Source organism: Cupriavidus nantongensis, from assembly GCF_001598055.1.
GTDB lineage: Bacteria > Pseudomonadota > Gammaproteobacteria > Burkholderiales > Burkholderiaceae > Cupriavidus > Cupriavidus nantongensis.
On the sequence record NZ_CP014845.1, the window covers coordinates 668,803 to 689,969 of the forward strand.

Annotated in this window: 25 protein-coding genes; 13 read left to right on the plus strand and 12 right to left on the minus strand. The window is 65.6% G+C overall.

Annotation, left to right across the window (positions count from 1 at the left end):
* Position 1 precedes the first annotated feature (1 nt).
* The 4 genes from phnY (at position 2) to gdhA (ending at position 5,362) form a co-directional block, all read left to right on the plus strand.
* Complete coding sequence (gene phnY, locus A2G96_RS24275; RefSeq protein ID WP_062802761.1) at positions 2–1,465, plus strand: phosphonoacetaldehyde dehydrogenase; 1,464 nt, start codon at positions 2–4, stop codon at positions 1,463–1,465.
* A 126-nt stretch (positions 1,466–1,591) separates the two neighbouring features.
* On the plus strand, positions 1,592–2,704 hold the full coding sequence (locus tag A2G96_RS24280) for an IS481 family transposase (protein WP_062802762.1): 1,113 nt from the start codon (positions 1,592–1,594) through the stop codon (positions 2,702–2,704).
* A gap of 272 nt (positions 2,705–2,976) precedes the next feature.
* Entirely contained in the window at positions 2,977–3,732 is a 756-nt protein-coding gene (locus tag A2G96_RS24285; RefSeq protein ID WP_062802763.1) for a DeoR/GlpR family DNA-binding transcription regulator, read from the plus strand.
* Positions 3,733–4,018: 286 nt separating this feature from the next.
* Positions 4,019–5,362 carry an NADP-specific glutamate dehydrogenase gene (gene gdhA, locus A2G96_RS24290; RefSeq protein WP_062802764.1) on the plus strand — a complete coding sequence of 448 codons (1,344 nt, stop codon included), beginning with the start codon at positions 4,019–4,021 and terminating at the stop codon, positions 5,360–5,362.
* Between the two features lie 80 nt (positions 5,363–5,442).
* Here the strand turns inward: gdhA and A2G96_RS24295 are convergent, their stop codons facing one another.
* The 5 genes from A2G96_RS24295 to A2G96_RS24315 are packed head-to-tail and all read right to left on the minus strand — an operon-like array spanning position 5,443 to position 8,087.
* A complete protein-coding gene (locus A2G96_RS24295) occupies positions 5,443–5,778 on the minus strand; it encodes a hypothetical protein (RefSeq protein ID WP_062802765.1) in 336 nt (111 codons plus the stop codon).
* A complete protein-coding gene (locus tag A2G96_RS24300) occupies positions 5,775–6,095 on the minus strand; it encodes a hypothetical protein (protein WP_062802766.1) in 321 nt (106 codons plus the stop codon). Before A2G96_RS24300 ends, A2G96_RS24295 begins: the two co-directional genes overlap by 4 nt.
* A 57-nt stretch (positions 6,096–6,152) precedes the next feature.
* On the minus strand, positions 6,153–6,581 hold the full coding sequence (locus A2G96_RS24305) for a hypothetical protein (RefSeq protein ID WP_062802767.1): 429 nt from the start codon (positions 6,579–6,581) through the stop codon (positions 6,153–6,155).
* 25 nt (positions 6,582–6,606) lie between these two features.
* On the minus strand, positions 6,607–7,512 hold the full coding sequence (locus A2G96_RS24310; RefSeq protein ID WP_062802768.1) for a transporter: 906 nt from the start codon (positions 7,510–7,512) through the stop codon (positions 6,607–6,609).
* Positions 7,509–8,087: a C39 family peptidase gene (locus tag A2G96_RS24315; RefSeq protein WP_231909757.1), complete on the minus strand. Its 579-nt coding sequence runs from the start codon at positions 8,085–8,087 to the stop codon at positions 7,509–7,511. Before A2G96_RS24315 ends, A2G96_RS24310 begins: the two co-directional genes overlap by 4 nt.
* Before the next feature lie 378 nt (positions 8,088–8,465).
* Here A2G96_RS24315 and A2G96_RS24320 point away from each other — a divergent pair, with 378 nt between their 5' ends.
* The gene (locus A2G96_RS24320) at positions 8,466–8,771 is read left to right on the plus strand and encodes a DUF1272 domain-containing protein (protein ID WP_062802770.1); all 306 of its coding nucleotides are present in this window, start codon (positions 8,466–8,468) and stop codon (positions 8,769–8,771) included.
* Here the strand turns inward: A2G96_RS24320 and A2G96_RS24325 are convergent.
* Positions 8,768–9,202 carry a phasin family protein gene (locus A2G96_RS24325; protein WP_062802771.1) on the minus strand — a complete coding sequence of 145 codons (435 nt, stop codon included), beginning with the start codon at positions 9,200–9,202 and terminating at the stop codon, positions 8,768–8,770. The genes A2G96_RS24320 and A2G96_RS24325 overlap by 4 nt on opposite strands.
* Before the next feature lie 281 nt (positions 9,203–9,483).
* Here A2G96_RS24325 and A2G96_RS24330 point away from each other — a divergent pair, with 281 nt between their 5' ends.
* Both A2G96_RS24330 and A2G96_RS24335 read left to right on the plus strand, forming a co-directional pair.
* On the plus strand, positions 9,484–11,025 hold the full coding sequence (locus A2G96_RS24330) for a methyl-accepting chemotaxis protein (protein ID WP_062802772.1): 1,542 nt from the start codon (positions 9,484–9,486) through the stop codon (positions 11,023–11,025).
* 345 nt (positions 11,026–11,370) lie between these two features.
* Positions 11,371–13,608, plus strand: coding sequence for an NADP-dependent isocitrate dehydrogenase (locus A2G96_RS24335; protein WP_062802773.1), 2,238 nt, complete (start codon positions 11,371–11,373; stop codon positions 13,606–13,608).
* 84 nt (positions 13,609–13,692) lie between these two features.
* On the opposite strand, the gene A2G96_RS24340 is transcribed toward A2G96_RS24335, so the two are convergent.
* Positions 13,693–13,911, minus strand: a complete 219-nt coding sequence (locus A2G96_RS24340) for a hypothetical protein (protein WP_018008441.1) — start codon at positions 13,909–13,911, stop codon at positions 13,693–13,695.
* A 281-nt stretch (positions 13,912–14,192) separates the two neighbouring features.
* Here A2G96_RS24340 and A2G96_RS24345 point away from each other — a divergent pair, with 281 nt between their 5' ends.
* The 4 genes from A2G96_RS24345 (at position 14,193) to A2G96_RS24360 (ending at position 15,762) form a co-directional block, all read left to right on the plus strand.
* Positions 14,193–14,396: a cold-shock protein gene (locus tag A2G96_RS24345; protein ID WP_012356438.1), complete on the plus strand. Its 204-nt coding sequence runs from the start codon at positions 14,193–14,195 to the stop codon at positions 14,394–14,396.
* A gap of 179 nt (positions 14,397–14,575) precedes the next feature.
* The gene (locus A2G96_RS24350) at positions 14,576–14,875 is read left to right on the plus strand and encodes a hypothetical protein (protein WP_062802774.1); all 300 of its coding nucleotides are present in this window, start codon (positions 14,576–14,578) and stop codon (positions 14,873–14,875) included.
* A gap of 67 nt (positions 14,876–14,942) precedes the next feature.
* The gene (locus A2G96_RS24355) at positions 14,943–15,269 is read left to right on the plus strand and encodes a hypothetical protein (protein ID WP_062802775.1); all 327 of its coding nucleotides are present in this window, start codon (positions 14,943–14,945) and stop codon (positions 15,267–15,269) included.
* A 118-nt stretch (positions 15,270–15,387) separates the two neighbouring features.
* Positions 15,388–15,762, plus strand: a complete 375-nt coding sequence (locus A2G96_RS24360; protein WP_062802776.1) for a hypothetical protein — start codon at positions 15,388–15,390, stop codon at positions 15,760–15,762.
* Between the two features lie 51 nt (positions 15,763–15,813).
* On the opposite strand, the gene A2G96_RS24365 is transcribed toward A2G96_RS24360, so the two are convergent.
* From A2G96_RS24365 to A2G96_RS24380, 4 genes are all read right to left on the minus strand, one after another.
* Entirely contained in the window at positions 15,814–16,068 is a 255-nt protein-coding gene (locus A2G96_RS24365) for a hypothetical protein (RefSeq protein WP_018008446.1), read from the minus strand.
* A gap of 115 nt (positions 16,069–16,183) precedes the next feature.
* Positions 16,184–16,405, minus strand: coding sequence for a translation initiation factor IF-1 (gene infA, locus A2G96_RS24370; RefSeq protein ID WP_008646230.1), 222 nt, complete (start codon positions 16,403–16,405; stop codon positions 16,184–16,186).
* Positions 16,406–16,512: 107 nt separating this feature from the next.
* A complete protein-coding gene (locus tag A2G96_RS24375) occupies positions 16,513–16,746 on the minus strand; it encodes a hypothetical protein (RefSeq protein ID WP_062802777.1) in 234 nt (77 codons plus the stop codon).
* 473 nt (positions 16,747–17,219) lie between these two features.
* Positions 17,220–18,128 carry a LysR family transcriptional regulator gene (locus A2G96_RS24380; RefSeq protein ID WP_062802778.1) on the minus strand — a complete coding sequence of 303 codons (909 nt, stop codon included), beginning with the start codon at positions 18,126–18,128 and terminating at the stop codon, positions 17,220–17,222.
* Positions 18,129–18,276: 148 nt separating this feature from the next.
* Between A2G96_RS24380 and A2G96_RS24385 the strand changes: the two genes are divergently transcribed.
* Both A2G96_RS24385 and ycaC read left to right on the plus strand, forming a co-directional pair.
* Entirely contained in the window at positions 18,277–18,954 is a 678-nt protein-coding gene (locus tag A2G96_RS24385; RefSeq protein WP_062802779.1) for an isochorismatase family protein, read from the plus strand.
* 86 nt (positions 18,955–19,040) lie between these two features.
* Positions 19,041–19,667 carry an isochorismate family cysteine hydrolase YcaC gene (gene ycaC, locus A2G96_RS24390; RefSeq protein ID WP_062802780.1) on the plus strand — a complete coding sequence of 209 codons (627 nt, stop codon included), beginning with the start codon at positions 19,041–19,043 and terminating at the stop codon, positions 19,665–19,667.
* A gap of 104 nt (positions 19,668–19,771) precedes the next feature.
* On the opposite strand, the gene A2G96_RS24395 is transcribed toward ycaC, so the two are convergent.
* On the minus strand, positions 19,772–21,127 hold the full coding sequence (locus A2G96_RS24395) for an MFS transporter (protein ID WP_062802781.1): 1,356 nt from the start codon (positions 21,125–21,127) through the stop codon (positions 19,772–19,774).
* Positions 21,128–21,167 lie beyond the last annotated feature (40 nt).

Below are 21,167 nucleotides of genomic sequence, written 5' to 3' on the forward strand. Positions count from 1 at the left end.
CATGAACGCCCCCCAATTTCCCGCTGGCGCCGTCAGCCCGCATTTCCGCGCCGAGGCGCTGCGCATCGACGGCCAGAAGATCGTGCGCGAGCGCGTCATCGAAGTGCGCAATCCGTTCGACGGCTCGCAGGTGGGTACCGTGCCCAAGGCCACGCTCGAAGACGTGCGCCGCGCCTTCGAAGTGGGCCAGGCCTACCGTGCCACGCTGACGCGCTACGAGCGCGCCGCCATCCTGAACCGCGCCGCGGCGCTGCTGCGCGAACGCACCGAGGAGGCGTCGGACCTGATCACGCTGGAATCGGGACTGTCCAAGAAGGATTCGCTGTACGAGATCGGCCGCGTTGCCGACGTGCTGGGCTTTGCCGCCACCGAGGCGCTGCGCGACGACGGCCAGCTGTTCTCGTGCGACCTGACGCCGCACGGCAAGAAGCGCCGCGTGATGACCCAGCGCGAGCCGCTGATGGGGGTGATCAGCGCGATCACGCCGTTCAACCACCCGATGAACCAGGTCGCGCACAAGGTGGCGCCATCGATCGCCACCAATAACCGCATGGTGCTCAAGCCGTCGGAAAAGGTGCCGCTGTCGGCGTTCTACCTGGCCGACCTGCTGTATGAAGCCGGCCTGCCGCCGCAGATGTTCCAGGTGGTCACCGGCGACCCGCGCGAGATCGCCGACGAGCTGATCACGCACCCGGCGGTGGACCTGGTCACCTTTACCGGCGGCGTGGCGATCGGCAAGTACATCGCCAGCAAGGCGGGGTACAAGCGCGTGGTGCTGGAGCTGGGCGGCAACGACCCGCTGATCGTGCTGGACGACGCCGACCTCGACCGCGCCTCCGACCTGGCGGTGCAGGGCTCGTACAAGAACTCCGGCCAGCGCTGCACCGCGGTCAAGCGCATGCTGGTGCACCAGGCCGTGGCGGCGCGCTTTACCGAACTGGTGGTCGAGAAGACCCGTGCGTGGAAGTACGGCGACCCGATGGACCGCGGCGTCGACATGGGCACCGTCATCGACGAGCAGGCCGCGCAGCTGTTCGAGGCCCGCGTCAACGAGGCGGTGGCGCAGGGCGCGCGGCTGCTGGTCGGCAACCAGCGCAACGGAGCCAGCTATTCGCCCACCGTGATCGATCGCGTCGACCCGTCGATGACGGTGGTGCGGGAGGAAACCTTCGGCCCGGTCTCGCCCATCATCACCTTCCGCGATGTCGACGATGCCATCCGGATTTCCAATGGCACCGCGTTTGGGCTGTCGTCGGGGGTCTGCACCAACAATATCGAGGCCTTCACCAGGATCGCCAATTCGCTGCACGTGGGCACCGTAAACCTGTGGGAAGTGCCTGGCTACCGCATCGAGCTGACGCCGTTCGGCGGCATCAAGGATTCGGGGCTGGGGTACAAGGAGGGGGTGCAGGAGGCGGCGAAGAGTTTTACGAACTTGAAGACGATTACGTTGCCGTGGGGGTGAATCGAGGCTGAAACCTGCTGCGGGTTTGCTCCCCTCTCCCGCGCGCTGTATAGACCGGGGACATAGGTAACAGGTGTGCCAGGACATGGGTAACACTTTTCCCGCTTAGTCAGCGGGAGGATAACGTTGCCCTGGAGCCAAACCACCGTGAAGCAGCAAAGAGAAGAGTTCGTCCGCCTGGCACGCCAGGCGGACGCCAACATTGCGGAGCTTTGCCGCCGCTTCTGCATCAGTCGCAAGACCGGTTACAAGTGGTTGAATCGAGAGGATCTGGACGACCGAACTCGGCGTCCACATTGCTCTCCCGGTCGAACTCCAGCTGCCGTCGAAGAGCGCGTGCTAGCGATTCGAGCCGAACATTCGGCCTGGGGCGCCCGCAAGATCGCACACGTGCTGGAGCGCGACCACCGCCTCCAGATCGCCCCGAGTACAGTCAATTGGGTGCTGCGCCGCCATGGCTTGATCGATCCGGCCGCCAGCGCGGCCGCGACAGCATGGCAGCGCTTCGAGCACGACCGGCCCAATGCACTATGGCAAATTGACTTCAAAGGTCACTTCGCGACCGACACGCAGAGGTGCCACCCGCTCACGGTCTTGGACGATCACTCCCGGTTCAATGTGCTGCTCAGGGCCTTGGGCAACGAACAGTTTGAATCCGTACAAGAAGCGTTAGCGAAGGCTTTTGCGCGCTATGGGCTGCCCGAGCGGATCAATGCAGACAACGGCCCGCCCTGGGGTTCTCCAGTGCCTCGTGCGTTAACCACGCTGGGCGCCTGGCTGATTCGCCTGGGCGTGCGGCTCAGTCATAGCCGACCTGGCCATCCTCAGACCAACGGCAAGGACGAGCGCTTCCATCGAACCATGCAGGCAGAGCTGCTGGCCAACCAGCGCTTCCGGGATCTGGATGATGCGCAGCATCACTTCAGCCATTGGCGCCACGTGTACAACTTCAAGCGCCCACACCACGCGCTGGATATGGAGACACCCGCAAGCCGCTATGCGCCTAGTCCACGGGCGATGCCGCGCGAACTCCCGCCTATCGAGTACGACAGCGATGACATCGTGCGAAAGGTAGGCGACGGTGGGCGCATCTGCTTCCGGGGAAAGACGTTCCGGGTCGGACGAGCCTTGATCGGAACGCCCGTAGCATTGCGCCCTCGCGTGGACCTGGACGGCACCTTTGACGTCTACTTCTGCCATCAAAAGGTGGCCACAATAGACCTACAGCAGGTCTATTAAACTGGAGACTGGACTGTTACCCATGTCCCGGCACATGTGTTACCCATGTCCCCGGTCCATACAGCGCGCGGGAGAGGGGCCGGGGGTGAGGGCGGGCGGTGGCAATAGCGACAGCCCTCACTTCGTGGAGGCTTCGGCCCTCTCCCCAACCCTCTCCCGCAAGCGGGAGAGGGAGCCTGCCAGCGATCGTTTGCAGGGCAGGGTGCCTTCGCACGCCAAGGATAGGCTGCGCTAAAATCAGCCCCCAAGTCCCCGACCCACCCGGAGTCCCCGTGCTCGCCGAACAACGGCAGAAATACATCCTCGACCAGCTGTCCGCGACCGGCGCGCTGGCCATCAGCGAGCTGGTGAGCGAGCTCGACGTGTCGCGCGAGACCATCCGGCGCGACCTCAACGCGCTGGCCACGCGCGGGCTGCTGGTGCTGACCCACGGCGGCGCGCTGGCGCCGGACCGGACCGAGCCCGATACCCAGACCCGCGCGCAGGTCAATGCCGAGGGCAAGCGCGCCATCGGCGTGCGCGCGGCCGAGCTGGTGCGCGACGGCGCCTCGCTGATCCTGGACTACGGCACCACCACGCATGCGGTGGCGCAGGCGCTGCACGGGCACCACAACCTGCTGGTCTACACCAACGACCTCTCCATCGCCCAACTGCTGGGCCGGCGCAACGGCAACCGCGTGATCGTGCTGGGCGGCGAGCTGCAGGACAACGAAGACGCCACCCACGGCTGGGACACCATCGAGCAGCTGTCGCGCTACCACACCGACTTCGCATTTATCGGCATCGGCGGCATCACCCCGCGCGGCGAGATCTGCGACTTCTCGCGCGCCGCGGCCGAGCTGCGCAGCCGCATGCTGCTGGCGGCCGACGTGGCCTGCGTGGTGGCCGACCACACCAAGTTCGGCCGCAACACCGGCGTCACCATCAAGCATGCCGAGCTGGCGGCCTGGGTGATTACCGACATGGCGCCGGAGCCGGAGCTGGGCGCGGCGCTGAAGGAACGCGGCAACAAGCTGCTGATTGCCTGACGGACTCGCCTGGCCAGGGCAGGGCCTGTCCGCTGATCGCACGCAAATCCGTCCGCCCTCGCACCAAAATGCGGCTTTGACGCCGCTGTCACAGGTGTTTTGACTGTCGTGTGCCCCATGGCGGTGCTAAAGTGCTGGGTTGTCGGATCGGCACGGTCAGCCGTGCCCGTCCGATAAACCGGAGGCGACCCACCTTCCATCGGCGCAACGCCAGACGGCACCGCAGACCGGCATCCAGCCGGCAAGGCTGCCGGATCCTGCCACTCCAGCACAGCAAGAGACATCCGTGAATTCTCCTTCCCTTGACGCATTTCTGGCGGGGGTTGCCCGCCGCGACCCCAATCAACCCGAATTCCTCCAGGCCGTGAAGGAAGTCATGATGACGCTGTGGCCGTTCGTCGAGCGCAACCCGCGCTATGCCGACCAGGCCCTGCTCGAGCGGCTGGTGGAGCCCGAGCGCGTGATCCAGTTCCGCGTGGCATGGACCGACGACCAGAACCGCGTGCAGGTCAACCGCGCCTTCCGCGTGCAGCACAGCTCGGCCATCGGCCCGTTCAAGGGCGGCATGCGCTTCCACCCGACCGTGAACCTGTCGGTGCTGAAGTTCCTGGGCTTCGAGCAGACCTTCAAGAACGCGCTGACCACGCTGCCCATGGGCGGCGGCAAGGGCGGCTCTGACTTCGATCCCAAGGGCAAGTCCGACGCCGAGGTGATGCGCTTCTGCCAGGCACTGGTGACCGAGCTGTACCGCCACCTGGGCCCGAATACCGACATCCCGGCCGGCGACATCGGCGTGGGCGCGCGCGAGGTCGGCTTCATGGCCGGCATGATGAAGAAGCTGTCGAACCAGTCGGCCTGCGTGTTTACCGGCAAGGGCCTGGCCTACGGCGGCAGCCTGATGCGCCCGGAAGCGACCGGCTACGGCACCGTCTACTTTGCCCAGGAAATGCTGCACCGTCGCGGGCGCGGCTTCGACGGCCTGCGCGTGCTGATCTCCGGCTCGGGCAACGTGGCGCAGTACGCGGCCGAGAAGGCGATCGAGCTGGGCGCCAGGGTGCTGACGCTGTCCGACTCCGGCGGCGTGCTGCACTACCCGCAGGGCATGACCACCGAGCAGCTGGCCGAGGTGATGGCCTTCAAGAATGAAGAGCGCGGCCGCCTGTCGGACTTTGCCGCCCGCCACGGCATGACCTTCGAAGCCGGCCGCACCCCGTGGCACGTGCCCGCCGACGTGGCGCTGCCGTGCGCCACGCAGAACGAACTCGACGGCAACGACGCCGAGACCCTGCTGGGCAACGGCGTGATCTGCGTCGCCGAAGGCGCCAACATGCCGTCGACGCTGGAGGCGGTGGACCGCTTTGTCGACGCGAAGATCCTGTACGCGCCGGGCAAGGCCAGCAACGCCGGCGGCGTGGCCACCTCCGGCCTGGAGATGTCGCAGAACGCGATGCGCCTGTCCTGGCACCATGCCGAGGTCGACGAGAAGCTGCACGCGATCATGAAGGACATCCACCAGAACTGCATCCACCATGGCCAGAAGTCGGATGGCTACATCAACTATGTCGAAGGCGCGAACATCGCCGGCTTCGTCAAGGTGGCCGACGCCATGCTGGCGCAAGGCGTGATCTGACGTGGAAGCAGCGGCCGGCGCCATGCCGGCCGCAAGCGAACGGCGCGGCGCGCCATCCATCCGTGGTCGACAATCAGCGGTCAATTTGCCGGCGGCTTGGTCCCGTCTAAAGCAGAGGGAGTTCGCGTTTTGGCTCGGTGGCACATCAGCAGCGACAGCCACGCGCTGAGGCAGACCCCCGCAAAGGCTTCATGGAGCGGTAAGCGCGGCATCGCCGGCATCAATGCGGAAAAGACGCAAAGGTTGACCCCCAGCAAGCCGGCGAGGGCTCCGGCCGCCCAGCCATAAAGGCGCCGGCGGATCGTGGGGATCAACAAATGCCTCGGTGCCAGCACCATGAGCACGATGACGATATAACCGAACAGTGCGATGCCAGGTACGGTGACGTGGATGCCTGTGATGGCGGCTTGTGTCATTTTCGATGCCTTGCAGGTCTGTAGTAGCCCGGGTTGTCTTTCTCGATCTTGCAGTTGAGCAGAGCCATCCAGACGCTCATGGCGGGGCCGAAGCATGCGAGGTACAGCGTTGGGACTGCATTGCCGCCGTAGTACTCGTGGTACTGCCAGAGCGCCAGATAGTTGGCTGCCAGCACCGCGCTCAACAGTATCGCGGTGCGTAGATAGCGCTCGCCATACAGGGATGGAAACAGCAGATACCTGGGAACGAGATAGAAAAAGACCAGGCCGTTGTAGAGCGCCAGGAGCCTTTCGTGGTCAGCCATGCCGAAGTCCATGGACGGGCTCATGCGGCCGGCGAAGAAGCTGCCGGCCGCGCGTTGACATGATGTTCATCAGCAAGCCAGGCCTGCGGCGCCGCATTTCTGCAGGGGCGGCTGGGGAATCGTCGAAATGAATGGCGCGGCGCCAATTGCCAGCACAGCGCCGATCTTCGGCAACGTCGTCGCGATGCCGCCAACGACTCCGGACGTAAAGCCCGTTCCCGCGCTCCACGCCAGTCCTGCGGCAGTCGGGTTGGGCGTATTCACCCAATAGTGCCCGCCATTGGCGACCGCGCCGGCGGCCGCGGCAACCCCGGCAATGACGACCGGTGCCACCGACCCTTCCACCGATTCCATTTCCGTCGCCGACAGATGGCTGATGTACCGGCCTGACACAGTGTCCGCGCGCTCGATCTCTTCGAATGTCACTGCCCCGGCGCAAGCCGTGCCGCCGAGGCTGGCCAGCGCAACCGCGGCCAGGGTCTTCTGAACCAGATCCATGGATTTCTCCTTAGCTCAAAGCGAGTTATTGCAAACGTTCCCTTGCGGGCATGGCGCCCAGCTTTACTACCGTGCCGAGCGTGATCTGCGCACCCCCGCGGCCGCTGACATTGGCGTTGCCGCTTAGGGAAATGGTGGTCCGGTCGCTGGCGCGATAGCCCAGGCCAAAGACCAGTGCGGTTTGCGTGCTGCGTTGCGCGGGCAGTCCTTGAGGGTTGCTGTCTGCCTGCTGCAACTGCCAGTTGATGCCGCCGTAGAGCGTGACGGTCTCGTTGGCGGCAAATCCCACCTGCGGCGTCAGCATCAACACGTTGCCTGGCCTGGTGGTGCCGTCATGCCGCGGCAGGTTCAGCCGATAGGAGGCATTCAGGCTGAGCACCACCGGATCGATCGAGCGATAGAGCGTGCCGCCGGCGGTGAAGCTGCTGAAGTACGAGACGGCATTGCCGCTGTATTCCACCGCGCCGGTCTCGACGAAGGCGACCAGGCCGGGGCTGCCTTGCTCCTTGAGCAAGCGGTGGCTGATGGCCAGGGACAGGCTGGAAAAGCGGGTGCTATGGCTGGACTGCTGATCGATGCCCTCGAACAGCGTCCGCTCACTCGTATATGAGCCGGTGCCGGAAAACGACAGTTCGGTATTCGCTGAATAGCCGTAGCGCAAGCCGGCATACGCCACCAGCGAATCGACATTGCGCGTCTTGGGCACGACCCCGGTCGCCACGGGAATGATGTTGGGTCCCACCTGGATATAGATGGGGCCACGTGCCGCGGTGCCGCTGCCCTCCTGGTTGAAGTAGGACAAGCCGGCTTCGGCCCGCCACCGGTTCTGGGCCGTCAGCAAGTCTTCCAGCGTGGGTACGATTTGCGGCCACGCGTGGCATGGGGCGAACGCGGCCGCGGCGGTGGCTACACGTGTCAGGCGGCGGATCATGGCTGGAACGGTCTCAGCGTCAACCCGGCGAACCTGGCCGGAATCGGCCGCATGAAGGCCGGATTTGCGGCCCGTCTTGCGTCGCGCGGCATCACGATCAAGGCGCGGCCGGGATAGTCCCGGCTCAGGCGGGTGGTCCACAGTCTCAGGAAATCCGTGGTGCTGTAGATGCGATTGCCGAGCGACGGATCGGCCAGTTCCACCGAATACGCATCGATACTGCGCAGGACTGAAAAGTGATTGTCGTTACCGACGTGGAGAAACACGATCGCAGGCACGTTGGTCTGCCGCAGGGCCTCGAGCGACAGCGCATAGCCGCGCGCCTCGTAGCCAAAATGCGTTGCCGCTGCCGACAGGGTGCTGAGCGTGGCCGGCCCCCTGGCGGCGATCTGCTTCAGGACGTCGGTCTCGCTGACCGCTTCGCCGTAGTAGTGCCGCAGCAGCGTCGCCAGCGCCGCGGCGCCGCACGAATAGTCATACTGTTGCCGCACCACGCCTTCATCTCGCATCGCCTTCCACGAGCGCACCGGCGGCTCGGCCGCGGTGGCGTGGCCAAGCTGGCCAAGTGCCAGCACCAGCAAGGTGATGGCGTGGCGTCGCAGGGCGGACTGTCCGCGGCAAGACCTCCAGGGGTGAGCACATCGCATGGATGAAAATAATTCTCATTGCCGTCGATGAGCTTCAGGTTAGCGAACGCGTCCGGCGGGCGGCACCCGTCGATTCAGCAAAGCCGTGTGGTCATGGCCGCCTGGTGCGGCGAGATGTCTGCGGATTGAGAAGAATTTTCTGCGCTGTCATGCCTGGAATCGCAAGCGATCAGCAGCAACATGTCCGGGGCGGGACCAGGAGCGGGAAGGGAGCCGTGGGAGCGCAGATCGGCGCTCACGCGCGTTCGGAATGCGGCTACGATACCGGGATTCCCAAAGCGTTCACAAAATCAGGAAGCGAGCCCCATGCTGGAACTCAGACCAGGCTGCGAACACTGCAACAAGCCCCTGCCGCCGGATTCGACCGAAGCGCGCATCTGCTCGTTCGAATGCACCTTCTGCGCGGGCTGCGTCGAGCTGCTCGGCAATGTCTGCCCGAACTGCGGCGGCGGCTTCGCGCCGCGGCCGGTGCGGCCGGCGCGGGACTGGAAGAACGGCAACTACCTGGGCAACAACCCTGCCAGTACCACGGTCAAGCACCGGCCGGTGGACCTGGCCGCGCATGCCTGCCTGGTCGAGGCGGTGGGCCAGGTGCCGCCTGAGCGGCGCTAGCCGCGGGGTTTGGTTTTCGGCTGGAGCATTTCGCCAGCCTCCTGCACGTTCTGTTCGGCGCGCTTGCTGATCACGGCAAGCGCCTCGGCTTGCGCCTTCTGCGCGGTCTCGGCCAGCGCGCGCATGTTTTCCAGCGCCTGGTGCAGCTGCTGCTGCACGAACTCGCTGTGCCTGGCCATGGCCTCGGCCGGGTTGCCGGCCGTGCCGTACTGCTGCGCGGCCGCCTGCAGCTGTTGCATGGTCTGGGCGAAGATCTCCTGCTGTTTCCTCACGATGGCCTGCATGCCTTCATAGGCCAGCCGGTTGGCCTCGGTCAGGGCCTCGATGTCCTTGCGGCGCGCTTCGATCACCGCGCTCATGTCCACGCCGGGCAGGCGGAACTGTTCCATCATCCTGGTGAAATCGGCAAAGGGATTGGGAGGCGTGGCCATGCTGGGTCTCCTGGTGGAAGGACTGGCAGGTCGGCCGGCGGCGGGGACGGCGTGCCCTTTGGCCGGGATCCTGTCCACTATAGCCGGTATCCGCACACTTCTGGCCGTCAATCGAGGAAGACCCTAAAGTTACCGTCGCCGCTGCCGTTGGCATCCATAGCCCGCCTGTGCGTATGGCCCGACCCGGCCCGCCCGCGGACGATGAGAGCGAAGAGCGTTGCGCCTAGGCGTTTCAGGCGCGGCAGCACTTCGCCATGACCAATGCTAATCAGGTAGAAGAAATGAAGAATCTAGGTATCGGGGTCCGCCTCGGCATCGGTTTTGGGGTGGTATTGCTGCTTGCGGCGCTGATGACGGGCCTGGGCATGCTGCGGCTGCAGCAGGTGGCCGAGCGCACGCACGCGATGATGCAGCAGCCGCTCACCAAGGAGCGGCTGGTCAGCGACTGGTACCGCCTCATGCATACCAGCGTGCGCCGTACCACCGCGGTGGCGCGCAGCGCCGATCCGTCGCTGGGCCAGTTCTTTGCCGCCGAGACCAAGGCCTCGATCGAAGGCATTGCGCAGCTGCGCGACAAGCTGCAGCCGATGCTCAGCTCCGAGCAGGAAAAGGCCGCGTTCCAGAAGATCCTGAGCGTGCGCGACCCGTACAACAACGGCCGCGACAAGATCACGAAGCTGAAGCAGGAAGGCCTGACCGAGGAAGCCAACCAGGTGCTGGAGCAGGAGTTCGTGCCGGCCGGCGACGCCTACCTGGCCGAGATCCAGAAGCTGCTCGACATCCAGCGCGCCAGCATCGACGCCACCGCGCGCGAGATCAACGGAATCTACGTCAACGCACGCAACAGCCTGATCGGGCTGGGCGTGGTGGTGCTGGGCATCGGCATCGCGTTCGCATTCTGGCTCACCATCGGCATCACCCGTCCGCTGCATCGCGCCGTGGCGGTGGCACGCACGGTGGCGTCGGGCGACCTGACCAGCCGCATCGATGTCGACAGCCGCGACGAGACCGGCCAGCTGCTGCAGGCGCTGGCTGACATGAACGCCAACATCCTGCGCATCGTGCGCCAGGTGCGCGCCGGCACCGAGTCGATCGTGTCGGGCACCAGCCAGATCGCGGCCGGCAACACCGACCTGTCGCAGCGCACCGAGGAACAGGCCTCGTCGCTGCAGCAGACCGCCGCCAGCATGGAAGAGCTGACCAGCATCGTGCGCCAGAACGCCGACAACGCGCGCCAGGCCAGCACGCTCGCGGTCAACGCCTCGGATATCGCCGCCAAGGGCGGTGAAGTCGCGGGCAAGGTGGCCGAGACCATGGAGGAGATCAACGGCGCGTCGAAGAAGGTGGTCGACATCATCGCCGTGATCGAGGGCATTGCGTTCCAGACCAATATCCTGGCGCTGAACGCCGCGGTGGAAGCCGCGCGCGCCGGCGAGCAGGGCCGCGGCTTTGCCGTGGTGGCGGGCGAGGTGCGCACGCTGGCGCAGCGCAGCGCGACCGCGGCCAAGGAGATCAAGGCGCTGATCGGCGATTCGGTCGATCGCGTCGAGAAGGGCTCGATGCTGGTGACGCAGTCAGGCCAGACCATGGAAGAGATCGTCGCCGCGGTCAGGCGCGTGACCGACATCATGGGCGAGATCAGCGCCGCGTCGGCCGAGCAGAGCTCGGGCATCGAGCAGGTAAACCAGGCGGTGACGCAGATGGATACCGTGACGCAGCAGAACGCGGCACTGGTGGAAGAGGCCGCGGCGGCGGCGGGTTCGCTGGAGGAACAGGCGCAGCGGCTGAAGGAGGCGGTGGCGACGTTCAGGCTGGCGGCCTGACGAGCTGGCCGCCGGTTGTCCCTCTTCCATCAGGAAGAGGGCTGGCGCCTCCTCGGTATGGATGTGATCCCTCAGTGGCACTGGCCGGCCAGTCGGCGCGCGCTTGCCCTTTCTGTATAGCAGCGCCGCCGCCTGGACGGCACCGTTCAGGTGCAACGAACGCCATCCGGCGCCGCAAGCCGGGTGCCAGCCCAAATTTCTGCCCGATTGCCGCCCCGGATGCGGTGGTTTTCAGATTCCTGAAAGCAAACTGAGGCAAAATTCTACTTTTCGCCTAGTTTGTTGCCCTGACCGTGACCCGGCAGGCAGAAGTCCCACCCACCGATAGAGGATCTGAGAGAAGCAATGAGTACCCAGCAACCCACCATCATCTACACGCTGACCGACGAAGCCCCGCTGCTGGCGACCAGTGCGTTCCTCCCGATCATCCAGACCTTTACCAAGCCGGCCGGCATCAACGTGACCACCAGCGATATCTCGGTGGCGGGCCGTATCCTGGGCGAGTTCCCCGAATTCCTGACTGAAGAACAGCGCGTGCCGGACAACCTGGCCGAGCTGGGCAAGCTGACGCAGCTGCCGGACACCAACATCATCAAGCTGCCGAACATCTCGGCCTCGGTGCACCAGCTGGTCAGCGCCATCCGCGAGCTGCAGGGCAAGGGCTACAAGGTGCCCGACTATCCGGAAGACCCCAAGACCGACGAAGAAAAGGCGATCCAGAAGCGCTATTCCAAGTGCCTGGGCTCGGCCGTGAACCCGGTCCTGCGCGAAGGCAACTCCGACCGCCGCGCCCCTGCCGCGGTCAAGAACTACGCGCGCAAGCACCCGCACAGCATGGGCGAGTGGAGCATGGCCTCGCGCACCCACGTGGCCCACATGAAGCACGGCGACTTCTACCACGGCGAGAAGTCGATGACGCTGGACCGCGCCCGCGACGTCAAGATGGAGCTGATCACCAAGAGCGGCAACACCATCGTGCTCAAGCCCAAGGTGTCGCTGCAGGACGGCGAGATCATCGACAGCATGTTCATGAGCAAGAAGGCCCTGTGCGCCTTCTATGAAGAGCAGTTCGAAGACGCGCGCAAGACCGGCGTGATGCTGTCGCTGCACGTCAAGGCGACCATGATGAAGGTGTCGCATCCGATCGTGTTCGGCCACGCCGTCAAGATCTTCTACAAGGAAGCCTTCGCCAAGCACGGCGCGCTGTTCGACGAACTGGGCGTGAACGTCAACAACGGCCTGGTCAACCTGTACGAGAAGATCGAGTCGCTGCCGAGCTCCAAGCGCGAAGAGATCATCCGCGACCTGCACGCCTGCCACGAGCATCGCCCGGAACTGGCGATGGTGGACTCGGCCAAGGGCATCTCCAACCTGCACGCGCCGAACGACGTGATCGTCGATGCCTCGATGCCGGCCATGATCCGCATCGGCGGCAAGATGTGGGGCGCCGACGGCCGTCCCAAGGACACCAAGGCGGTGATCCCGGAAAGCACCTTCGCGCGGATCTACCAGGAGATCATCAACTTCTGCAAGACCAACGGCAACTTCGACCCGACCACCATGGGCACCGTGCCCAACGTCGGCCTGATGGCGCAGAAGGCCGAGGAATACGGCTCGCACGACAAGACCTTCGAGATCGCCGAAGACGGCGTCGCCAACATCGTCGACCTGGCCACCGGTGAAGTGCTGCTGACGCAGAACGTCGAGCAGGGCGACATCTGGCGCATGTGCCAGGTCAAGGACGCGCCGATCCGCGACTGGGTCAAGCTGGCCGTTACGCGCGCGCGCAACTCGGGCATGCCGGCGGTGTTCTGGCTGGACCCGTACCGTCCGCACGAGGCCGAGCTGATCAAGAAGGTCGAAACGTACCTGAAGGACCACGACACCACCGGCCTCGACATCCAGATCATGTCGCAGGTGCGCGCCATGCGCTACACGCTCGAGCGCGTGATCCGCGGCCTGGACACCATCTCGGTGACCGGCAACATCCTGCGCGACTACCTGACCGACCTGTTCCCGATCATGGAGCTGGGCACCAGCGCCAAGATGCTGTCGATCGTGCCGCTGATGGCCGGCGGCGGCATGTATGAAACCGGTGCAGGCGGTTCGGCGCCCAAGCACGTCAAGCAGCTGGTCGAAGAAAACCACCTGCGCTGGGATTCGCTGGGCGAGTTCCTGGCGCTGGCGGTGTCGCTGGAAGACGTCGGCATCAAGACCGGCAATGCCCGCGCCAAGATCCTGGCCAAGACGCTGGATGCCGCCACCGGCAAGCTGCTCGACAACAACAAGAGCCCGTCGCCCAAGACCGGCGAGCTGGACAACCGTGGCAGCCAGTTCTACCTGGCGATGTACTGGGCCCAGGAACTGGCCGCGCAGTCGGACGACGCCGAACTGGCCGCGAAGTTCGCGCCGCTGGCGAAGACGCTGACCGACAACGAGCAGAAGATCGTCGGCGAACTCGCCGCGGTGCAGGGCCAGCCGGTCGATATCGGCGGCTACTACCAGCCGGACGCCGCCAAGCTCAGCGCCGCGATGCGCCCGAGCCAGACGCTGAACGCCGCGCTGGCTGCGGTCACGGCCTGATGGAAGCCGGCCCGCATGACGGGCCGGAGCAGGGTCGAAACCCTGGGGACGAGGTCTCCGGGGTTTTTTCTTTTCGGGGCCGGACTAAGTGTCCGGTTGTACTTCCCAGCCTTGTTCGGTGCCTTTTTTCTGGTCCCGGTAAGTCCAGCGCGCGCCGCAGTCCTGGCACACGAAGGTGCTGATGGTCACCGCGGCCGACCCGGGCGGCTTGATGCGTTGGGTGTCGGTGATGCGCAGCGCGGCGTGCCCCGGGGCGCCGCGGCGGTGGCGTTCGATGGCCTGGCAGGCAGGGCAGAGTGTCATTCGTTCTTGTCCGTTCGATGCGGCACTTTAGCACGCACGGACAGCGCGGCCCGCAGCCAGCGCATGCGACGCTTATTGACGCAATTTCCTGCCGATCTGGCGAAGTGCATTGACCTGGCGCGGAGGCACCTGTATAAGGGTGAGTGCAGGTCTTTCAAGCAGCAATCTCGAAGTCCAGGTGCTTGCCCACACGGCGCCACTTATTCTCCAAGTTACTTCCTTGATCGTCATGCCTTGCCGGCGCTTTTGCCAGGCAAGAAATACTTTTTGAGGAATCCAACATGGAAACCGGTACCGTCAAGTGGTTCAACGATTCGAAGGGTTTTGGCTTCATTACGCCTGATGCAGGCGGCAACGACCTGTTCGCGCACTTCTCCGAAATCCAGGGCAGCGGCTTCAAGTCGCTGGCAGAAGGCCAGAAGGTGCGTTACGTCGCCGGCGTCGGCCAGAAGGGCCCGGCCGCGACCAAGATCGAGCCGATCTGAACGCGTCGAACCCGAATTGAACTGAGCGCCACGGCGCCAGTTTGACAAGAAGAGCTCCGCTGCGGCGGAGCTTTTTTATTTTGCCCGGCCCGATGCCGGCCGATGGCGAAATAAAGCCACTGCGCGGCCCTCAACAGGCGTAGAGTGGGGGCAACACCACCATTGCGCCGGAGGCTGCCATGGATATCTATCCAGCTGCGACTTACAAGGGGTACGACCTCTATCCCCTGGTGTACAAGCACACCATCACGCGCGTGTGGCCAGAGCCGCGGCCCGACCGCTCGTTCGATGCGGCGGTGGTGATCTGCCTGCAGGGCGAGTCGCCGGAAGGCGCGCAGGCGCGCACTTTCCGCCTGGATGCCACGCCGTGGGACAACGTCGGCGGCGCCCGCCGTGGTGCGCTGCGGTATGCCGAAGCCATCATCAACGGCGCGGTGCCCGGGGTGTCGGTGACCGCGTCCGGATCGCCGGCGTCCTGAGCGGACCCCTGCACCGTTGCTGCATTTCTCTTCCCATCAACGCGGCATCATGCCGCATGGAGCCGTCGTGAGCGACAGCAGTCCCAGCCGCAGTCCCGGCAACAATGTTCCCGGCACCACACCCTTTGCCAGCTACAAGGGTTTTGACCTGTACCCGCTGGTCTACCGCAACCGGCCCGCGCAGGCCTGGCCGCGTACCCGGCCCGACAACAGTTTCCAGGCTTCGATCGTGATCTGCCGCGAAGGCTATCGCCCGGGCGAGGACCATGCACGCGTGTTCCCGCTGGGCCAGTCGCGCTGGGAGAACATCGGCTCGGCGCGCCGCGGCGCGCTGCAGTTCGGCGAAGACATCATCAACGGGCTGGTTGCCGGCGAATCCGTGGCGTCGCTGTAGGTTCTCGCTGCAGGTTCTCGCTGCAGGTTCTCGCTATAGGGCGCGTGCCAGCCGATCCGGCCCGTTTGCGCAACCGGGGGCGCGCGGCGTCATCCGTCAGACTGCAAGGAGTCCGTTCATGGACATACGTTCGGGATCATCCGGTTTTCTGTGCACGTTGCCCGGCGAGGGCAAAGGCACCACCTATCACGTGGCGATCTGCTTTATCGATGCCGAGCGTCCCACCGGCGTGCTGTTCACCAGCTTCGTCGGCGTGGGGCGGCGTTCGTTCGGCGTGCTGACCGATCCGGCCGCATTGCGCGGCCAGCTTGCCACCAGTGGCGAGGCGCTGTGCCGCCTGGCCATCGGCCAGGTGGTGCGCGACCAGCTGCACGACAAGGCGCGCGAGGGCGACTATGTGCTGGACCTGGCCGCCGCCCCGTGGGACGGCGAGTTGCGCACGGTCGGCGCCGGGCTCAGGACGGCCCGGCCACATGTGCGCGTGCTTGGCTGATGTGTCAGTGCGCCAGCGGCAACGGCAGGCGGCGCGCAACGCCGCCTGGCGTCAGATCCGGAACACGGGGTCGCCGTGGCGCTCGAGCAGCGCTTCGATCAGCGCCATGTCCGTGATCTCCGGAGTACGGTCTTCCACCGCGCGCGACGGACCGCAATAGGTGGCCGTCACGTGGCGCCTGACGGTCAGCACGCCCGCCGCGGGCGGTGCGATTTCCACCGCTTGCCAGGGCGCGTGCCGGTAGCTGCCCGGCTGCCAGCCTTCCGGCGTCAGGTGCAGGGCTTCCCATTCTTCGATGACGGACATGATCGATTCTCCTTGATTGAGGGCTGGAGCATTGCGGGACGGCACGCGCCGGCGCGGCGCATGCCATGGCGGCTTGGTGCCGGCCAGGATTTTTGCCGGCCAGGACTTGTGCCGGCTACGACTTGTGCCGGTAGTTGATGCGGCCCTTGGTCAGGTCATAGGGCGACATCTCCAGCGTGACACGGTCGCCCGCCAGCACGCGGATGCGGTTCTTCTTCAGCCGCCCGGACGAATACGCCCAGACTTCGAAGCCGTTTTCCAGGATCACGCGAAAGCGGTTGTCGGGCAGCACTTCCGACACCTTGCCGCCAAATTCGACCAGTTCTTCTTTTGCCAAGGGAGCTCCTTGCTGTAGCCGCGCGGCTTGTGCGCGTGCCGTGGTGGCGGCCAGCCGGATAGCGGCGGGCCGATGGGATGGGACTGACGTGGCGGCTTGCGGCGCGGCTAATGCTGGCGCAGGCGCGCCGCGGCATGTTCGCCGGCGCGGCGCGCTGCCTGCCTGGCGCGCGCTTCGGAGCGGTGGGTGTCATGGCGCATGGCCACGTTGGCCACGATGCGTTCGGCGCCGTTGCGGTATTCCGCAATCATGTAGGTCGCGAACCAGAGGCCGGGTTCCTGCTCGATCGGATAGACGGAAACGGTATAAGGGCTGTGCTGGATAGGGTTGACTCGATTCAATGTGTTGCCTGTTCATGGGCGCGGCCGCCGGCGGCGCGGGGCATCGGCATGCCGATGTCGCGGGGCGCGGTGGCGGCCGTCAGCCGTTTGCGGTGCCAGGATCTGGCCCGCGCGATAACACGGGCGTTGCAACTGGCGTGAAGGGGACCATGCCTGCGCAAGCCGATACGCCGGCGTACCAGCATGCAGTAATGCAGCGGTACGGGTGATCGTTGCGGAGCGGACCAGCCGCCGGTCGGAAAAGGGTGATGGGCCGTCCGGCCCGAAGACGCACAGGGTACCGATGGATCGGCCCGGGTTTGCGCCTGATATGCCGCTGCAGAAGTGCTTCCAGTGGACAGAGGACTGCGGCAGATGCGCAGCAGTCGGGCGTTGCCGGTCTGGTCTGCACATAGGAACCCCGGATGATACCACTTCCGGGGCAAACCTGCCCGCGTGACTGGCAATGCTCGTGGCGCGGTGCGCTGCTACGCTCAGGATTCCTCGATCTGCGCGAAGCGCTGCGACAGGAAATCGATCAGCTCGCGCACCGACGGCAGCAGCCCGCGCCGCGATGGAAACACGGCGTGGATCACGCCGCCCTTGACCGACCATTCCGGCAGGACCTTGACCAGGCGGCCGGTGCGCAGCTCGTCGGTCAGCATCATCACCGGCAGCTGCACGACGCCGGCGCCGGCCACCGCCGCGGTGCGCAGCATGATCATGTCGTCGGTGACCAGCCGCGGCTTGTGGTGCAGGTCGGCGCTGGCGCCGCCGGGCCCGTACAGCGACCAGGTGTGCGACGGCCGCGGCGGCCCCAGGTCGAGCGTGGGCAGGGCGTTCAGGTCGGCCGGCGCCAGCAGCGGCCCGTGCTTGTCCAGCAGCCCCGGACTGGCGACAAAGCACCAGGCGCGCTGGGCCAGAACCCGCATCACCAGGTCGCTGTCTTCCAGCGGCGGCACGCGCACGCGCACCGCCAGGTCGATGCCTTCGGCGACCACGTCGACGCGCCGGTTGGTGGCCTCGAGGTGCACGATGACCTTGGGATTGGCCGCCATGAAGTCGGCCACCATCTCGCCCACGCGCGTATGCAGCAGCGCCACCGGGCAGGTCATGCGCACCAGCCCGCTGGGCTCGGCGCGGCTTTGCTCGATCGCGCTCTCGGCGGCCTCGGCCTCGACCAGCATGGCCTTGCAGTGGGCGTAATAGGTCTGGCCCAGTTCGGTCACCGAGAAGCGCCGCGTCGAGCGCTGGATCAGGCGCACGCCCAGGCGCTCTTCCAGCAGCGCCACGCGCCGGCTGAGCTTGGACTTGGGAATGCCCAGCACGCGGCCGGCCGGGGCAAAGCCCTGGTGGTCGACCACCTGCGCGAAGTAATACAGGTCATTGAGGTCCGGATGCAAAGGCCGCTCCTGTCGTCCTGCCAGTAGGACGCTGAGGGCAGATTTTCCGGCCTACCGGGCGTTTTTGCCAAGTCCTATGCTTCCGCAACACGGTCGGTGCCGGATGGTCCGGTCCGCCGGTTTTGCCAACTGCAAAGGAGAATGCCAAATGACCACACCCGCCAACTTCAACGGCAAGCGTCCGGCCATCGATCCCGCCGACACGGCAATGCTGCTGATCGACCACCAGAGTGGCCTGTTCCAGACCGTGGGCGACATGCCGATGCCCGAGCTGCGCCTGCGCGCCGCCGCGCTGGCCAGGATGGCGACGCTGAGCAAGCTGCCGGTGATCACCACGGCTTCGGTGCCGCAGGGCCCCAACGGCCCGCTGATCCCCGAGATCCATGAAAACGCCCCGCATGCCAAATACGTCGCGCGAAAGGGCGAGATCAACGCCTGGGACAACCCCGACTTCGTCGCCGCCGTGCGCGAGACCGGCAAGAAGACCCTGATCATCGCCGGCACCATCACCAGCGTGTGCATGGCGTTCCCGTCGATCAGCGCGGTCGCCGACGGCTACAAGGTGTTCGCGGTGGTCGATGCCTCGGGCACCTATTCCAAGATGGCGCAGGAAATCACGCTGGCGCGCATCGTCCAGGCCGGCGTGGTGCCGATGGACACTGCCGCGGTGGCGTCGGAGCTGCAGCAGACCTGGAACCGCGCGGACGCGCAGCAATGGGCCGAGGTCTACACCAAGATCTTCCCGGCCTACCAGCTGCTGATCGAAAGCTATATGAAGGCGCAGGAAGTCCAGAAGAACAACGAGGTACTGGACTCCCAGCGTTAACGTCCTAACCTGTAGGCACTGCCTCTCAACGCGGGCGCTGCAAGGGATCCCTTGCAGCGCCCGCAATTTCTCCACAGGAGCGTGCCATGAGTAAGCCCTACAAACGCCTGGACAAAACCCAGGCCGCCGTGCTGATGGTCGACCACCAGGCCGGCCTGCTGTCATTGGTGCGGGACATAGAGCCCGACAGGTTCAAGAACAACGTGCTGGCGCTGGCCGACCTGGCCAAATACTTCAAGCTGCCGACGGTGCTCACCACCAGCTTCGAGGACGGCCCCAACGGGCCGCTGGTGCCCGAGTTGAAGGCCATGTTCCCGGATGCGCCGTTCATCCCGCGCCCGGGCCAGATCAATGCCTGGGACAACGAGGACTTCGTCGCGGCCGTGCGTGCCACCGGCAAGAAGCAGTTGCTGATCGCCGGCGTGGTCACGGAAGTATGCGTGGCGTTCCCGGCGCTGGCGGCGCTTGAAGAGGGCTTTGATGTGTTCGTCGTCACGGACGCCTCAGGCACCTTCAACGAACTCACGCGCGATTCCGCCTGGCGGCGGATGTCGGAAGCCGGCGCGCAGCTGATGACATGGTTCGGCGTGGCCTGCGAGCTGCACCGCGACTGGCGCAACGACATCGAAGGCCTGGGCACGCTGTTCTCGAACCATATCCCGGACTACCGCAACCTGATCACGGCCTATACGACGGTGAAGGGCGTGAAGTAGGAACAACACCCTTTGTCAAACCTCCGGGTTGCTTCCCTCTCCCGCTTGCGGGAGAGGGAGCAACCCATGGCATGCGGAAGGGCTCAAGTCACAAGCAATTTCCCTCAGGCCTCCTGCACAGCCACCCCCACCGGCGCAGCGACCTCCGCCTGCGCCGAGGCCGACCTCCGGTGGTTGATCATCGACACCGCACCCGCAGCGATCACCGCCGGGATTGCCATCGCCATGAAGTTCTGCTGCAGCGGCAGCGACATTCCCACCAGCACCCCAATCACGATCGGCGCGAGGATGGCACCGCTGCGGCCCACGCCCGAGGCCCAGCCGATGCCGGTGCCGCGCACCGCCATCGGGTAGAACTGGCCCGCGTAGGCGTAGGTGACGATCTGCGTGCCGATGGTGGACGCGCCCGCCAGGCCCACCACCACGAACAGCGCCGCGGTGGGCATCGGATAGCCCAGCAGCGTGATCGACACCGCCGCCAGCGCATACATGCCGATCAGCACGTGCTTGATCGGCAGCCGGTCGGCCAGCCAGCCGCCGCCGATGGCACCCAGCATCGCGCCGAAGTTCAGCACCAGCACGAAGGTCAGCGCCGAGCCCAGGCTGTAGCCCGCGCCCGCCATCAGCTTGGCCAGCCACGAGCTGAGCGCGTACACCATGAACAGGCACATGAAGAACGCGACCCAGAACATCGCCGTGCTGACGCCGCGGCCGTCCTGGAACAGGCGGCGGATCGGCGCGCTGCCGGCCTTGTCGTCGGCGGCCAGCGTAAAGACATCGCCCGCCTGCGGGCGATGCGACGGCACCAGTCGCGATACTACCGATTGCAGCGCGTGGGTCTGGCCGGTGCGGATCAGGTAGGGCATCGACTCCGGCAGCGCGCGCAGCACCAGCGGGATCAGCAGCACCGGCAGGCCGGCGGCGAGGAACACCGACTGCCAGCCGTAGCTTTCGATCAGTCCCTTGCCCAGCAGCGCGGCCAGCATGCCGCCGACCGAATAGCCGCTGAACATCAGCGTCACCAGCGTGCCGCGCAGCTTGCGCGGCGAGTACTCGGTCATCTGCGCCACCACGATGGGCATGACCCCGCCGATGCCCAGCCCCGCCAGGAAGCGCGTCACGCTGAAGCTGACCGGATCGCTGGTCAGTCCGGCCGCCGCGGTGAATACGCTGAACAGCGCGATGCAGATGGCGATGGCGCGCCGGCGCCCGATGCGGTCGGCCACGGTGCCGAGCAAGATCGCGCCGAACATCATGCCGAACAGCGCCGAGCTGACCATGAAGCCCGCGCTGGTGGCGGTCACGCCCATCTCTTTCATGATCGACGGCAGCGCGATGCCGGCCACGGCGAGGTCATAGCCGTCGAAGATGATGATCAGCGCGCACCAGAACAGGATCAGCGCATGGAAGCGGTTGAAGCGGGCCGTGTCGGCCAGCTGGTGGACATCGATCTGACGCATGGTTTGTCTCCGGATGGTTGGGGTGGCGGCAGGGCGGCGT

What these genes read in the sequence shown, in the direction of transcription:
- phnY (WP_062802761.1), top strand. Translation starts at nt 2, where the DNA reads ATGAACGCCCCCCAATTTCCCGCTGGCGCCGTCAGCCCGCATTTCCGC.
- A2G96_RS24295 (WP_062802765.1), bottom strand. Translation starts at nt 5,778, where the DNA reads ATGACACAAGCCGCCATCACAGGCATCCACGTCACCGTACCTGGCATC.
- A2G96_RS24300 (WP_062802766.1), bottom strand. Translation starts at nt 6,095, where the DNA reads ATGGACTTCGGCATGGCTGACCACGAAAGGCTCCTGGCGCTCTACAAC.
- A2G96_RS24305 (WP_062802767.1), bottom strand. Translation starts at nt 6,581, where the DNA reads ATGGATCTGGTTCAGAAGACCCTGGCCGCGGTTGCGCTGGCCAGCCTC.
- A2G96_RS24310 (WP_062802768.1), bottom strand. Translation starts at nt 7,512, where the DNA reads ATGATCCGCCGCCTGACACGTGTAGCCACCGCCGCGGCCGCGTTCGCC.
- A2G96_RS24320 (WP_062802770.1), top strand. Translation starts at nt 8,466, where the DNA reads ATGCTGGAACTCAGACCAGGCTGCGAACACTGCAACAAGCCCCTGCCG.
- A2G96_RS24325 (WP_062802771.1), bottom strand. Translation starts at nt 9,202, where the DNA reads ATGGCCACGCCTCCCAATCCCTTTGCCGATTTCACCAGGATGATGGAA.
- A2G96_RS24330 (WP_062802772.1), top strand. Translation starts at nt 9,484, where the DNA reads ATGAAGAATCTAGGTATCGGGGTCCGCCTCGGCATCGGTTTTGGGGTG.
- A2G96_RS24335 (WP_062802773.1), top strand. Translation starts at nt 11,371, where the DNA reads ATGAGTACCCAGCAACCCACCATCATCTACACGCTGACCGACGAAGCC.
- A2G96_RS24340 (WP_018008441.1), bottom strand. Translation starts at nt 13,911, where the DNA reads ATGACACTCTGCCCTGCCTGCCAGGCCATCGAACGCCACCGCCGCGGC.
- A2G96_RS24345 (WP_012356438.1), top strand. Translation starts at nt 14,193, where the DNA reads ATGGAAACCGGTACCGTCAAGTGGTTCAACGATTCGAAGGGTTTTGGC.
- A2G96_RS24350 (WP_062802774.1), top strand. Translation starts at nt 14,576, where the DNA reads ATGGATATCTATCCAGCTGCGACTTACAAGGGGTACGACCTCTATCCC.
- A2G96_RS24360 (WP_062802776.1), top strand. Translation starts at nt 15,388, where the DNA reads ATGGACATACGTTCGGGATCATCCGGTTTTCTGTGCACGTTGCCCGGC.
- A2G96_RS24365 (WP_018008446.1), bottom strand. Translation starts at nt 16,068, where the DNA reads ATGTCCGTCATCGAAGAATGGGAAGCCCTGCACCTGACGCCGGAAGGC.
- A2G96_RS24385 (WP_062802779.1), top strand. Translation starts at nt 18,277, where the DNA reads ATGACCACACCCGCCAACTTCAACGGCAAGCGTCCGGCCATCGATCCC.
- ycaC (WP_062802780.1), top strand. Translation starts at nt 19,041, where the DNA reads ATGAGTAAGCCCTACAAACGCCTGGACAAAACCCAGGCCGCCGTGCTG.
- A2G96_RS24395 (WP_062802781.1), bottom strand. Translation starts at nt 21,127, where the DNA reads ATGCGTCAGATCGATGTCCACCAGCTGGCCGACACGGCCCGCTTCAAC.